Origin of the sequence: Luteibacter pinisoli, assembly GCF_006385595.1 — a bacterium.
GTDB lineage: Bacteria > Pseudomonadota > Gammaproteobacteria > Xanthomonadales > Rhodanobacteraceae > Luteibacter > Luteibacter pinisoli.
Genome location: NZ_CP041046.1, coordinates 928,634 through 942,490, shown reverse-complemented (window position 1 = coordinate 942,490; position 13,857 = coordinate 928,634). Strand labels below are relative to the sequence as shown.

Here is a 13,857-nt window from a genome sequence, read left to right as displayed (position 1 = left end):
CCAGAGGGCGGGTTCCCTGGGAAACCCGCCCTCTGGCGTCGTCCTATGCCGAAGGTCGGCTTAGAGGTCGCGCAGGCTGTCCGCGATGCCGTCGTCGCCGATGACCAGCAGCTTCAGCGTGTTGGTACCGCCGTGGCTGCCAATGTGGTCACCGTGGGTCAGGATCACGCGGTCGCCCTTGCCCAGCTTGCCCAGCGAGAACAGGTGCTGGAGCGCGGCACGGGCCGTGTGGGCCGGGTCGAGCTTGCCGGTTTCGAAGGCCACCGGCTGCACGTCGCGGAGCATCAGCATGCGGCGGCGGGCCACGTCCGACGGCGACATCGCGTAGATGGGCACGGCGAAACGGTAGCGCGACAGCCACTGGGCGGTAGCACCGGACTCGGTCAGCGAGACGATGGCGCGCACGCCCACCTGCGAGGCGAGCTGCATGGCGGCCAGGGCGATGGCCTGGTCGGAGCGGTCCAGCGACTGGACGCTCGGGCGCAGGTCGTCGCGCGGCTCGAACTGGCGCTCGGCACCGAGGCAGATACGACGCATGGCCGCCACGGCCTTGTCCGGGTGGGCACCGGCCGCGCTCTCTTCCGAGAGCATGACGGCATCGGTACCGTCGATGACGGCGTTGGCCACGTCCAGCACTTCGGCGCGGGTCGGGATCGGCGCACGCACCATCGACTGCAGCATCTGCGTGGCGGTAATCACCGAGCGGTTACGCATCACCGATTCACGGATGATCTTCTTCTGCAGGCCCGGGAGCTCGGCATCGCCGATTTCCACGCCGAGGTCGCCGCGCGCCACCATCACCACGTCGGAGGCGTCGATGATTTCGCCAAGCACGGGGATGGCGTCGGCGCGCTCGATCTTCGAGACGATGGCGGCATCGCCACCGGCTTCGCGCAGGAGGCGGCGGGCCTCGTGCAGGTCGGCCGCCGAGCGGACGAAGGACACGGCGAGGAAGTCGGCGCCCATTTCGGCGGCCAGCTTGATGTCGTTGCGATCCTTGTCCGACAGCGCGGAGACGCTGAGGCCACCGCCCTGGCGGTTGAGGCCCTTGCGGTTGGACAGGCGGCCGCCGATGGCGACGCGGGTGTGGATCTCGCTGCCGACGACGTCGATGACGTTCAATGCGACGAGGCCGTCATCCAGCAGCAGGACGTCGCCCGCGACGACGTCGCGCGGCAGGTCGTAGTAGCTGACGCCGACGCGGGTCTGGTCGCCGGCCGGTGCATCCGGGCGACAGTCAAGGACGAAGCTGTCACCGGGCATCAGGTCGATCGGGCCGTCGATGAACTTCTCGATGCGGATCTTCGGGCCCTGCAGGTCGGCGAGGATGCCGACTTCGCGGCCCACCGCGTCGGCGGCGGCGCGCACCGCATTGGCGCGGGCGCGATGGTCGTCCGGCGTGCCGTGGGAAAGATTCAGGCGAACGATATCCACGCCCTCCTCCAGGATCTTCTCGAGCATGCCGGGCACATCGGTGGCCGGGCCGAGGGTGGCGACGATCTTGGTGCGGCGTACCTGGATTTCGGTCATCTTTTCTTACCTTCTCTGGGTTTCTTGAATGGGGTGCGAGCCGGTCAGTCCAGCGTCTTGTTCAGCAGGTCGGCCAGGCGCTTGCCGGCTTCACGCAGGCGCAGCTCGGCCACCGGGAGGTTCTTCGCCACGTAGGCGTCGTCGATCTTGTGGCTGTCGGGGTAGAAGCCCGGCGTGGCGACCACCTGGCAGGATTCTTCCGCCCACTGGGCGTACGCGTTGTCCAGCGGCGGGATGGCGCGCGGCAGCGTCACCGGGCCCTGGGCGGCCAGGCGGTCGGCGTAGGCGTCCCACTTGAGGTCGCGGGTGTACAGCAGCTTCGAATCCCACACGCTGTGCAGGTTGGTGCCCTTGCCGTCGAACTGCACCTGGTACTCGTTGCCGCCCTTGTCATCGCGGTTGCCCGCATGCAGGGGCTGGTGCACGTCGCCGACGAAGTGGACCACGAACTTCAGGGCCTCGGCGCGCTCGGCGTCGGACTTGTGGCGGTCGCCCAGGATGGCGACGTACTTCTCAAGCCCGCCCACCACGCACTTGCCGTCGGCGCAGTCCACCGGCGGGTTGTAATGGCACTTCGGGTCGTGGAAGTCGGCGTAATGCAGGGGGCCGGTGGCCTTGCCCAGGTCGCGGGTCTCCGGGTTGTCGCGCAGGCGGTCCGGCCAGCTGGCGACGTCGGGCAGGGAGTCATCCCCGTCGGCCTTGAGCAGGCGCTCCACCTCGGCCCTGGCCGAGGGATCCAGCTGGCGCCAGGCCAGCTCGGCGACGATGCGGTGGCCAATATCGCCCCAGGCGGCGGCAGTGCCGGCGACGACGGGAAGGGTCAGGGCCAGGAGAATGGCGATGGTGCGGCGCTTATGGGGCGTCTTCATGGGACAGTAAACGTTTCCGTCGCGGGCGAAGGGCGAAGTGTGCCACAGCCGGGCTGAGGCACGAATGACAAAATCGCGGCGGTGCAGCACGGCTGGCCCTTGCCTGAAGCGGACGAGGCACGGCGCCGCAGGATCGAGCGGCCCCCTCCGGTGATCCGTTATGATCCGGGTTTGCGTTTTCCGTCCCTGCTCCACCCGCCCTTTTACCCGGAGGTTTGCAATGACCATCAAGGTCGCCATCAACGGTTACGGCCGCATCGGTCGCAATGTCCTGCGTTCGCTGTACGAGTCGAAGAAGAATGGCCAGGACATCCAGATCGTCGCCGTCAACGATCTCGGCGATGCCGAGACCAACGCGCACCTGACCCAGTACGACACGGCCCACGGCCGCTTCCCGGGCGAGGTCTCGGTGGATGCTGGCGACCTCATCGTCAACGGCGACCGCATCAAGGTCTGCGCCGAGCGCGACCCGTCGAAGCTGCCCTGGGGCGAACTGGACGTGGACGTGGTGCTTGAGTGCACCGGCTTCTTCACCTCCAAGGCCAAGGCCAGCGCGCACATCGCCGCCGGCGCCAAGAAGGTGATCATCTCGGCCCCGGGCGACAAGGACGTGGACGGCACCTTCGTCATCGGCGTGAACGACGACAAGCTGCATGCCGGCCTCGAAGTCATCTCCAATGCCTCGTGCACCACCAACTGCCTGGCCCCGCTGGCCAAGGTGCTGCACGACAAGATCGGTATCGTCCATGGCCTGATGACGACGATCCACGCCTACACCAACGACCAGGTGCTGACGGACGTCTACCATTCGGACCTGCGCCGCGCCCGTAGCGCCACGCACAGCCAGATCCCGACCAAGACCGGCGCTGCCGCCGCGGTGGGCCTGGTGCTGCCGGAACTCAACGGCAAGCTGGACGGCTTCGCGATGCGCGTGCCGACCATCAACGTGTCCGTGGTCGACCTGGTCTTCACCGCCGCGCGCGAGACGACCAAGGAAGAGATCGACGCCGCGATCAACGAAGCGGCCAACGGCAAGCTGAAGGGCATCCTCGGCGTCAACACCAAGCCGCTGGTGTCGATCGACTTCAACCACAACCCGCACTCGTCGATCTACGACGCGACGCAGACCCGCGTCATGGGCGGCAACCTGGTGAAGGTCCTCTCGTGGTACGACAACGAGTGGGGCTTCTCGAACCGCATGCTCGACATGGCCAAGGCGCTGATGGCTGCGAAGTAATCCGCGGCGAGGCGTGACAAAAAAAGGCCCGCGTCTCACGACGCGGGCCTTTTTCTTGCCTGCGTTACGTCAGGCTTTCTGGATGGTCTGCTCGATCGAGCCGAAGATCGAGGCGCCGGCCTTGTCGGTGACGTCGATGCGGATGCGGTCACCGAACTTCAGGAAGGGCGTGGCCGGCTTGCCGTCGCGCAGGGTTTCCACCGTGCGCTGCTCGGCCAGGCACGACGCACCCTTGCCCGTGTCCTCGTTGGCGATGGTGCCGGAGCCGATGATCGTGCCGGCGGTGAGCGGGCGCGTTTTCGCCGCGTGCGCCACCAGCTGCGCAAAGCTGAACTGCATGTCCACGCCGCATTCGGCTTCACCGAACCACTGGCCGTTGATCCACGTACGCATGGGCAGGTGCAGCTTGTTGTCGTACCATGCGCCGTCCAGTTCATCCGGCGTCACGAACACCGGCGACAGCGCGGAGCGCGGCTTGGACTGCAGGAAGCCAAAGCCCTTGGCCAGCTCGGCCGGGATCAGGCCCCGCAGCGAGACATCGTTGACCAGGCCGACAAGCTGGATGTGGCCGGAGGCGACGCTGGCGTCCGATGCCATCGGCACGTCGTCGGTGATGACCACCACCTCGGCTTCCAGGTCGATGCCGTACTCCTCGCTCGGCACCACCACCGGCTCGCGTGGGCCGAGGAAGCCCGCGCTGGTGGCCTGGTACATGAGGGGGTCGCTGTAGAACGATGCCGGCACTTCGGCGCCGCGGGCACGACGCACGCGCTCCACGTGCGGCAGGTAGGCGCTGCCGTCGACGAATTCGTACGCGCGCGGCAGCGGTGCGGCCAGGGCGGCCATCTCCAGCGCGAACGCGCCATCGGCCTTGCCAGCGGCGAGGTCTTCGGCCAGCGCGTTCAGGCGCGGCGCGACAACGTGCCAGTCATCCAGGGCGGCCTGCATCGTGGCGGCGATGCCGGTGGCCTTGACGGCGCGGGACAGATCGCGGCTGACGACCACGAGGGTGCCGTCGCGGCCGCCTTCCTTCAGCGAAGCGAGTTTCATGCGTGTCCTTCGATATCAGCTGGCGTTCGGGTCGAAGTGCTTCTTCAGCCCGCGCCAGCATTCGTAGTAATTGCCCTGCAGCGCCGGGGAGGATAGCGCCTGCTGGCTCGGGCGGATGACCTTGCGCGTCTCAAACATGAAGGCCATCGTGCCGGTGATGTGGTCCGGTTTGGTCACGTCGGCGCTGGAGGCCTTCTCGAAGCTGGCGTTATCCGGGCCGTGGCCGCTCATGCAGTTGTGCAGGCTGGAGCCGCCCGGCACGAAACCACCGGCCTTCGCGTCGTACGCGCCGGTGATCAGGCCCATGAACTCGCTGGCCACGTTGCGGTGGAAATACGGGGGGCGGAACGTGTGCTCGGCCACCAGCCAGCGCGGCGGGAAGATGACGAAATCCATGTTGGCCACGCCCGGCGTATCGCTGGCGGAGGTCAGCACGGTAAAGATCGACGGATCCGGATGGTCCACCGCGATGGACCCGATGGTGTTGAAGCGGCGCAGGTCGTACTTGTAGGGCGCGTAGTTGCCGTGCCAAGCCACCACGTCCAGCGGCGAATGGTCGATGTCGGCTTGCCACAGCGTGCCCTGGAACTTGGCGACGAGGGCGAAATCGCCATCGACGTCTTCGTAGGCCGCCACGGGTGTGAGGAAATCACGCGGCAGGGCCAGGCCATTGGCGCCGATGGGGCCAAGGTCCGGCAGGTGCAGCGGCGCGCCGAAATTCTCGGCCACGTAGCCGCGTGCCTCGCCATCGGGCAGTTCCACCAGGAAGCGGATGCCTCGCGGCACCAGCGCGATCTCCAGCGGCTCCACGTCGAGCACGCCCAGCTCCGTGCGGATGCGCAGGCGGCCCTGCTGCGGCACGATCAGCAGCTCGCCGTCGGCGTTGTAGAAGTAACGGCCTTCCATCGAGCGGTTGGCCAGGTACTGGTGGATACCCACCCCGCCCTGCTCCGCCGCCCCGCCGTTGCCACCCATGGTGAACAGGCCATCGAGGAAGTCGGTGCCCGCGGCCGGCATCGGAAGCGGATCCCAGCGCATCTGGTTCGGCGTGGCCGGGCCTTCGCTGAAACGATTGTGGAACGTCGCGTGCGCCAGCTCGTGGAACGGCGAGTGCTGCGCCGCCGGACGAATGCGATACAGCCAGCTGCGCAGGTTGCGGTGGCGCGGTGCGGTGAACGCGCTACCGGAGAGCTGCTCGGCGTAAAGCCCCTTGCCGACGCGCTGAGGCGAGTTCTGCCCGGTGGGCAGGACGCCGGGCACAGCTTCCGTGGCGAACTCGTTGGCGAAACCGGTCTGATAACCGTGGGTGTCGTCAGTGTGGCTCATCGCTGGTCCTTGATCGATGCTTACCCGTCAGAGGACGCCACGGCGCATCTGGTCGCGCTCGATCGACTCGAACAGCGCCTTGAAGTTGCCGTTGCCGAAACCTTCGTTGCCCTTGCGCTGGATGATCTCGAAGAAGATGGGGCCGATGTTGTTCTGCGTGAAGATCTGCAGCAGCAGCTTCTTCTTGGTCTCATCGTCCGCGTCGATCAGCAGCTTGTTCGCCTGCAGGCGGGCAAGGTCTTCGCCGTGGTCCGGCACGCGGATGTCGATCACTTCGTAGTACGTATCCGGCGTTTCCAGGAAGGCCACTTCCTTAGCGCGCATGGCTTCCACCGACTCGTAGATGTTGTCGGTGAACAGCGCGATGTGCTGGATGCCTTCGCCGTTGTATTCGCGGATGTATTCGTTGATCTGCGACTTCTCATCCGACGATTCATTCAGCGGAATGCGGACCATGCCGTCCGGCGCGGTCATCGCCTTGGACACCAGGCCGGTCTTCGCGCCCTTGATGTCGAAGTAGCGGATTTCGCGGAAGTTGAACAGGCGCTCGTAGTAGTCCGACCACTTCTGCATGTTGCCGAAGTGCAGGTTGTGGGTCAGGTGGTCGATGAAGGTCAGGCCAAAACCCTTCGGGTGACGATCCACGCCCGGCAGCCACTCGAACTCGGCGTCGAACACGTCGCCCTTGGCGCCGTAGGTGTCGATCAGGTACAGCGCGCAGCCACCGATGCCCTGGATGGTCGGGACGTCCAGCGCCAGCGTGTCGGCCTTGTGCGTCACCTTCTCCGCGCCGTTCGACAGCGCGGTGGCCTGCACGTCGGTCGCGGGGCGGGTGAAGCGGATGGCGAAGCCGCAGGCGCTCGGGCCGTGCGCCGCCGCGAAATCCGCCGCAAAGGAGTTCGGCTCCTCGTTGACGAGGAAGTTGCAGTCACCCTGGCGATACAGGGTGATGGCCTTGGCCTTGTGCTTCGCCACGGCGGTAAAACCGAGGCGGGGGAACAGGTTGTGCAGCAGTGCCGCGTCCGGCGCGGCGAACTCGACGAACTCGAAGCCATCGACACCCTGGGGGTTTTCGAAGGTGGTGACTTCCATACCGATATTGGGCTGGGCGCTCATAAGCGATACTCCTGGCTACGGGGTCGGCTTGCGCCGTCTACCGCAACCTTATAGTTTCACTTGTAACCATTTGCAAGGACCGGCGCAGCATGACCCATGTACCCCTTCCCGCCCATGCCCCGCTGGAGCTCGAGCACTTCCTGCCGTACCGGCTGTCGATCCTCTCCAATACCGTCAGCCAGGGCATCGCCGACGAGTACCAGAGCCGATTCCAGCTCAGCATGACGGAATGGCGCGTGATGACGGTGCTGGCCCGGTTCCCGGCCAGTTCGGCCACCCAGGTGGTGGAGCGCACCCGCATGGATAAGGTGGCGGTGAGCCGCGCCGTGGCGCGGCTGGTCGAGGCCGGCCGGGTGGACCGCGACACCTACGACGGCGACAAGCGCCGCTCGGTGCTCAAGCTCTCCGAGGCCGGCTGGGCTATCCACGACGAGGTGGCCCCGATGGCCCGCGAGCACGAGCGCGAGCTGCTGGAGAAACTCTCCGACGACGAAAAGCTCTGGCTGGGCAGGATCCTCGACAAGCTCCTGAGCTAGTCGAGGACCCGGGGATTATTTGATCCCGTGCATCAGCTTGTTGATCAGCGGGGCGATCAGGAACAGCACGATGCCGGCGCCGATCAGCAGCTCGAAGCTGAAGCTGAAGCCGGATAGCGCCGATGCCACCGTCATGCCGCTCTCGCCGCTGATGTGGCCGGCCAGCAGGCCAGACAGGTTGTTGCCGATGGCGGTGGAGAGGAACCAGCCGCCCATGGCCAGGCCGACCACGCGCAGCGGCGCCAGCTTGGTCACCATCGACAGGCCGATCGGCGATAGGCACAGCTCACCGATGGTCTGCGCCACGTAGCAGGCCGCCAGCGGCCAGAACGGGATGAGGCCACGGCCGTCCACCAGGCTCTTCAGCGCGTACATCAGCACCAGGAAGCCAAGGGCGTTGAAGATCAGGCCCAGGCCGAACTTGCGCGGAATCGACGGCTCGATGCGGCGCGAGGCCAGCCACGCCCAGACGATGGCCACGGGCGGCGCGAAGACGAGGATGGCCGCGGAGTTCACCGACTGGAACCAGCCGACCGGGAACTCCCAGTGGAACATCACGCGATCGACGAGGTTCTGCGCCAGGAAGTTGAACGAGCTGCCGGCCTGCTCGAAGAACATCCAGAACAGCACGTTGAACGCGAACAGCACCAGCATCGCGATGACGCGGTGGATCTGGATCGTGTCGTGGCGCATGGCCTCGATCACCAGCATGGCCGCCACGCCGACGAACAGGGCGCCCAGCAGCCAGGCAATGAAGATAGCCCCCGCCTTGGCCATGAGCAGGTAGACCAGCGGCACGGCGACGACGATGCCGATGATCACCGCGAGCAGGCTCTTCCCTTCGTGACGCTCGGGCGGCGGCACGCCAACCCCCTTGAGCTGCTTGCGGCCGATAAGGAACCAGATGAAGCAGATGACCATGCCGACGCCCGTGGAAGCGAAGACGGCGCGGTAGTTCTGCTGCAACGGCGTGTCGGTCATCACCGAGGCGATCCAGCCGGTGACCAGCGGGGCGAGGAAGCCACCCAGGTTGATGCCCATGTAGAACAGGGTGAACCCGCGGTCGCGGCGCTCATCGCCTACCGGGTAGATCTGCCCCACCAGCGAGGAGATGTTGGGCTTGAACAGGCCGTTGCCGACAATGACGGTCGCCAGGCCCGCCAGGAACACATCCTGTTGCGGCACCATCACCATGAACAGGCCCAGGCCCATCACCGCGGCGCCGACCAGGATGGAGCGCTGGTAGCCCAGCACGCGATCGGCCACGTAGCCGCCGAAGATCGCCGAGGCGTAGACCAGTGCGAGGTAGGCACCGTAGGTGCGGCTGGCGTAGCCCTGCCCCGAGGCGTCGCCGTTGAAGAACTCCGCCACGATGTATAGCGCCAGCGCCCAGCGCATGCCGTAGAAGGCGAAGCGCTCCCAGAATTCCGTCATGAACAACATCCACAACGGACGCGGGTGGCCCATGATCTGTGCGTAATCGGGCACGGGCCGTGCCTGGCTGGGGGCGGTCGGAGTCATGGCTTCCCTTGGCGGTGAATCGATGAGCGTGTTTAGCCGGACCGGCCCTACACGTCAAATATTACGTGCCGAGGATCGTCCGCACTTCGATCAGTTCGGGGAAGAAGCTCTGCTCCAGCGCCTTGCGCAGGAAGGCCACGCCGGAGGAACCGCCGGTGCCGGGCCGGAAACCGATGATCCGCTCCACGGTTTTCATGTGGCGGAAGCGCCACAGCTGGAAGTTTTCCTCGATATCCACCAGCAGCTCACTGAGATGATACTCAGACCAGTACGCGGCGGTGTCCTCGTAAATCCGCTTGAGAATGGGCAGCAGCGCCGGCTGGCTGCGCCAGGGCTGGGTGACATCGCGCTCCAGCAGCTCCACCGGCACCGGGTGGCCACGTCGGGCCAGGAAGCGCAGGTATTCGTCGTACAGGCCAGGCGCTTCGTACACCGCGCGCAAGCGCTCATGCGCCGCCGGGTCGTGCTCAAACACCTTCAGCATGTCGCCGTGCTTGTTGCCGAGGAAGAATTCCACCATCCGGTACTGCAGCGACTGAAACCCCGACGACGGCCCAAGCACGTCGCGGAACTGCAGGTATTCGGCCGGGGTGAGGGTTTCCAGCACGCCCCACTGCTCGTACAGCTGGCGCTGGATCTGCTTGACCCGGGCAAGCACTTTCTGGGTGCCGCCCAGGTCGTCGGCGCGCAGGCGGGCCAGCGCCGCGTCCAGCTCGTGGATCATCAGCTTCAGCCACAGCTCCGAGGTCTGGTGCTGGACGATGAACAGCAGTTCGTCGTGGTGCTCGGGCTGGCTCAACGGGTGCTGGGCCGACAGCACCTGGTCCAGCCGGAGGTACTCGCCGTAGGTCAGCCGCCCGTCCAGGTCGGTGCGGATACCGGGCTCGAGGTCTCGCTGCGGGTGGGCCATGGGGGTCTTCACAATAGGGGGTGGAGAGCATGCGAACCGCGCCACGAAGCCGTTTCCGGGCGTGCGCGGTGCCGGGCCATGCTGCGGCGTGCCTTGCCGGGCCATAATACCCCTGATATCTAGTCCGGCTCGCAAGATCAGAAAAGCCGTATGTGCCCCGCTGGATGGGCCGTCCGCTTCCCCACTCGTGCGTGTCATTTCTAAACTTCCCCTGGGAGCGAGTCGTGTCCATCGCCGCCAAGTTCGAAATCGAATACCTGCAATACCTTGACCAGGATGGCAAGGAAACCGGCAAGGAGCTGCCCGCATTCGCCAAGGATCTCGACCACATGGTCGAGCTCTACAAGCTGATGGTTTCCACCCGCGTGTTCGACGCCAAGTCCATCGCCCTGCAGCGCACCGGCAAGCTCGGCACCTATGCCTCCTGCCTGGGCCACGAAGCCGCCCACGTCGGCATCGGCAGCGCCATGCGCCGCGAGGATTCGCTGGCCGTGTCCTACCGCGAGTACGGCGCCCAGCTGTACCGCGGCGTGAAGCCGCGCGAGGTCTACACCTACTGGGGTGGCGACGAGCGCGGCAACGATTTTAAGGACGCCCCGGCGCACGACTTCGCCTGGTGCGTGCCGATCGGTACGCAGTGCCTGCACGCCGCCGGTTCTGCGCTGGCCTTCAAGATCCGCAAGGAACCCCGCGTGGCCGTGTGCACCATCGGTGACGGCGGCTCCTCCAAGGGCGACTTCTACGGCGCCATCAACGTCGCCGGCGCGCAGCAGCTGCCGCTGGTCGCCGTCATCGTGAACAACCAGTGGGCCATCTCGGTGCCGCGTCGCATCCAGAGCGGCTCCGGCACGCTGGCCCAGAAGGGCATCGCGGCCGGCCTGTTCTGCATCCAGGTGGACGGCAACGACATCATCGCCGTGCGCAAGGCCATGGAAGACGCGCTGGAGCGCGCCCGTTCCGGCCAGGGCGGCAGCGTAATCGAAGCGGTGACCTACCGCCTCGGCGACCACACGACCGCCGACGACGCCCGCCGCTACCGTGGCGAGCAGGAAGTGAAGGACGCCTGGGAACGCGACCCGGTGCCGCGCCTGCGCAAGTGGCTCGAGAGCAAGGGCAAGTGGGATAACGCGAAGGAAGAGGCCTGGAAGGCCGAGTGCGACGACTGGATGGACAACGAAGTGAACGCATACCTGGAAACGAAGAACCAGCCGGCAACGGCGATGTTCGACTTCCTGTATGCCGAAGTCCCGGCCGACCTCGAAGCCCAGCGCGAGCTGGTCGCTTCCCTCGATCGCAAGTCGTAAGGAATCCTTCCCATGGCACAAATCACTCTTATTGAAGCGGTGACCCAGGCGCTCGCCTACGAAATGCGCAACGACGAAAGCGTCGTGGTGCTCGGCGAAGACGTTGGCGTCAACGGCGGCGTGTTCCGCGCCACCCAGGGCCTGCAGGAACAGTTCGGCGAAGAGCGCGTCATCGACACGCCGCTGGACGAAGGCACCATCGCCGGCCTCACCATCGGCCTGGCCGTGCAGGGCATGAAGCCGGTGGCCGAAGCCCAGTTCGAAGGCTTCATCTACCCGATGATGGAGCACATCGCCTGCCACGCCGCCCGCATGCGCAACCGCACGCGCGGCCGCATGACGGTGCCCGCCGTGTGGCGTGCCCCGTGGGGCGGCGGCATCCGCGCACCGGAGCATCACTCCGAGGCGAACGAGCACCTGTTCACCAACATCCCGGGCCTGCGCGTGGTCATGCCGTCGTCGCCGGCGCGTGCCTACGGCCTGCTGCTCGCCGCCATCCGCGATCCGGATCCGGTGATCTTCTTCGAGCCCAAGCGCATCTATCGCCAGTACAAGGAAGAAGTGCCCGACGACGGCGAGGCACTGCCGCTGGACGTCTGCTTCGTGCTGCGCGACGGCACCGACGTGACCCTGGTGACCTGGGGCGCGCAGGTGAAGGAATGCCTTGAGGCAGCCGACGAGCTGGCCGAGAAGGGCATCAGCGCCGAAGTCATCGACGTCGCCACGCTCACCCCGCTGGACTTCGACACGATCGCCGAGTCGGTGACCAAGACCGGCCGTTGCGTCATCGTCCACGAAGCGCCGAAGACCGCCGGTTTCGGCGCGGAAATCGCCGCCCGCCTGTCCGAGGAGTGCCTGTACAGCCTGCTCGCCCCGGTGGAGCGCGTGACCGGTTTCGATACCCACATCCCGCTGTTCCGCCTGGAAATGAAGTACCTGCCCAGCGTCGAACGCATCGTCGAGGCCGCCGAGCGCACGCTCGCGGCATCCTGAGGAACCTATCGCAATGGCCGACATCAAGACCTTTTTCCTGCCGGACCTCGGCGAAGGCCTCCCCGACGCGACCGTCGTGGAATGGCACGTCAAGGAAGGCGACACCATCAAGCTCGACGCCCCGCTGGTGTCGATGGAAACCGCGAAGGCCGTCGTCGACGTGCCCTCGCCCTACTCCGGCACCGTGAAGAAGCTGCACGGCGCCGTGGGTGACATCATCGAAACCGGCGCCTCGCTGGCCGATTTCGAAATCGACCCGAACGCGCGCCAGCGTGCCGAAGCCGAATCCACCGGCCACCACCACGGCCCGAAGAAGGGCGTGGGCAGCCAGGCCCCGGACGACGCGTCCAAGGTCATCGCTTCCGATGACGGCGGCGAGATCGATGCCGACGGCCCGGCCCCGGCCCAGCGCGAAGACGAAGGTACCGTCGTCGGCGCCATGGTCAGCGGCAACGCCGTGCACACCGAGCAGGTCTCCAGCGCCGGTGGCGTGAAGGCCGTGCCGGCCGTGCGCGCCCTCGCCAAGAAGATGAAGATCGACCTCACCCGCGTGCAGCCGACCGGCGCCGGTGGCGTCATCACCATGGCCGACGTGAAGAACGCCGCCGCCAACGGCAGCGCCGCCGTGGGTTCGGCCCCGGCACGCCCGGCCGCCGCGCAGCACCTCGCGCCGACGCTTCCGGAGCCGGGCCCGGCACCGACGCGTACGCCGGTGTCGCTGGCCGGCAAGGCCGTCCGTACCTCGCCCCCGGGCAAGGAAACGATGGGCCAGCCGGAACAGCTCAAGGGCGTTCGCCGCAACATGGCGCGCGTCATGGCCGATGCCCACGCCCAGGTCGTGCCGACCTCGATCGTGGACGACGCCGACCTGCACGCCTGGATCGGCAAGCAGGACATCACCGCGCGCCTCATCCGCGCGATGGTTGTCGCCTGCAAGGCCGTGCCGGCGCTCAACGCCTGGTTCAATGGCAAGGACCTCACCCGCACGCTGCATCCGCACGTGGACATCGGCATTGCCGTGGACACGGATGACGGCCTGTTCGTGCCGGCCCTGCGCAACGCCGACGTGCTCGACGGCGCCGGCATCCGCGCCGCGATCAAGCGCCTGCGTACCTCGGTGGAAGATCGCAGCATCCCGGCGTCGGAGCTCTCCGGCTACACCATCAGCCTGAGCAACTTCGGCATGTTCGCCGGCCGCTACGCCACCCCGGTGGTCGTGCCGCCGACGGTCGCCATCGTCGGCGCCGGCAAGCTCAGCCACGACGTCGTGGCGGTGATGGGCGGTATCGAAGTGCACCGCCGCATGCCGCTGTCGCTCACCTTCGACCACCGCGCCGCCACGGGCGGGGAAGCCGCGCGCTTCCTGAAGGCCATGATCGACGACCTGGGTCTGCCGAATTAAGCCACGAACGCCGCGCCGCTCCGCATTTGCGGGGCGGCGTTTTTCTTGGCGTGGGGCAATTGG

At 66.6% G+C, this 13,857-nt stretch carries 12 protein-coding genes; 5 read left to right on the top strand and 7 right to left on the bottom strand.

Annotated elements, in window-relative coordinates; translation table 11 throughout:
* Positions 1–60: 60 nt before the first annotated feature.
* Both pyk and FIV34_RS04240 read right to left on the bottom strand, forming a co-directional pair.
* Complete coding sequence (gene pyk / locus FIV34_RS04245) at positions 61–1,530, bottom strand: pyruvate kinase (RefSeq protein ID WP_139979996.1); 1,470 nt, start codon at positions 1,528–1,530, stop codon at positions 61–63.
* 44 nt (positions 1,531–1,574) lie between these two features.
* On the bottom strand, positions 1,575–2,399 hold the full coding sequence (locus FIV34_RS04240) for a S1/P1 nuclease (RefSeq protein ID WP_139979994.1): 825 nt from the start codon (positions 2,397–2,399) through the stop codon (positions 1,575–1,577).
* 220 nt (positions 2,400–2,619) lie between these two features.
* On the opposite strand from FIV34_RS04240, the gene gap reads away from it, so the two are divergent.
* Positions 2,620–3,636, top strand: a complete 1,017-nt coding sequence (gene gap, locus FIV34_RS04235) for a type I glyceraldehyde-3-phosphate dehydrogenase (protein WP_139979992.1) — start codon at positions 2,620–2,622, stop codon at positions 3,634–3,636.
* Positions 3,637–3,705: 69 nt separating this feature from the next.
* Here gap and FIV34_RS04230 read toward each other — a convergent pair whose 3' ends face one another.
* Genes FIV34_RS04230 through hppD form a run of 3 tightly spaced genes read right to left on the bottom strand, consistent with a single transcriptional unit; the run spans position 3,706 to position 7,128 of the window.
* The gene (locus FIV34_RS04230) at positions 3,706–4,686 is read right to left on the bottom strand and encodes a fumarylacetoacetate hydrolase family protein (protein WP_139979990.1); all 981 of its coding nucleotides are present in this window, start codon (positions 4,684–4,686) and stop codon (positions 3,706–3,708) included.
* 15 nt (positions 4,687–4,701) lie between these two features.
* Positions 4,702–6,012, bottom strand: a complete 1,311-nt coding sequence (gene hmgA / locus FIV34_RS04225; RefSeq protein ID WP_139979988.1) for a homogentisate 1,2-dioxygenase — start codon at positions 6,010–6,012, stop codon at positions 4,702–4,704.
* 27 nt (positions 6,013–6,039) lie between these two features.
* Positions 6,040–7,128: a 4-hydroxyphenylpyruvate dioxygenase gene (gene hppD / locus FIV34_RS04220; RefSeq protein ID WP_139979986.1), complete on the bottom strand. Its 1,089-nt coding sequence runs from the start codon at positions 7,126–7,128 to the stop codon at positions 6,040–6,042.
* An 89-nt stretch (positions 7,129–7,217) separates the two neighbouring features.
* Here hppD and FIV34_RS04215 point away from each other — a divergent pair, with 89 nt between their 5' ends.
* The gene (locus tag FIV34_RS04215) at positions 7,218–7,664 is read left to right on the top strand and encodes a MarR family winged helix-turn-helix transcriptional regulator (RefSeq protein ID WP_139979984.1); all 447 of its coding nucleotides are present in this window, start codon (positions 7,218–7,220) and stop codon (positions 7,662–7,664) included.
* Positions 7,665–7,679: 15 nt separating this feature from the next.
* Here the strand turns inward: FIV34_RS04215 and FIV34_RS04210 are convergent, their stop codons facing one another.
* The gene (locus FIV34_RS04210; protein WP_139979982.1) at positions 7,680–9,185 is read right to left on the bottom strand and encodes a peptide MFS transporter; all 1,506 of its coding nucleotides are present in this window, start codon (positions 9,183–9,185) and stop codon (positions 7,680–7,682) included.
* Positions 9,186–9,246: 61 nt separating this feature from the next.
* Positions 9,247–10,095: a tryptophan 2,3-dioxygenase gene (locus FIV34_RS04205; protein WP_139979979.1), complete on the bottom strand. Its 849-nt coding sequence runs from the start codon at positions 10,093–10,095 to the stop codon at positions 9,247–9,249.
* Between the two features lie 224 nt (positions 10,096–10,319).
* On the opposite strand from FIV34_RS04205, the gene pdhA reads away from it, so the two are divergent.
* The 3 genes from pdhA to FIV34_RS04190 are packed head-to-tail and all read left to right on the top strand — an operon-like array spanning position 10,320 to position 13,794.
* Complete coding sequence (gene pdhA / locus FIV34_RS04200) at positions 10,320–11,399, top strand: pyruvate dehydrogenase (acetyl-transferring) E1 component subunit alpha (protein WP_139979977.1); 1,080 nt, start codon at positions 10,320–10,322, stop codon at positions 11,397–11,399.
* Positions 11,400–11,411: 12 nt separating this feature from the next.
* Positions 11,412–12,392: an alpha-ketoacid dehydrogenase subunit beta gene (locus FIV34_RS04195; protein WP_139979975.1), complete on the top strand. Its 981-nt coding sequence runs from the start codon at positions 11,412–11,414 to the stop codon at positions 12,390–12,392.
* A 13-nt stretch (positions 12,393–12,405) separates the two neighbouring features.
* The gene (locus tag FIV34_RS04190) at positions 12,406–13,794 is read left to right on the top strand and encodes a dihydrolipoamide acetyltransferase family protein (RefSeq protein ID WP_139979973.1); all 1,389 of its coding nucleotides are present in this window, start codon (positions 12,406–12,408) and stop codon (positions 13,792–13,794) included.
* Positions 13,795–13,857 lie beyond the last annotated feature (63 nt).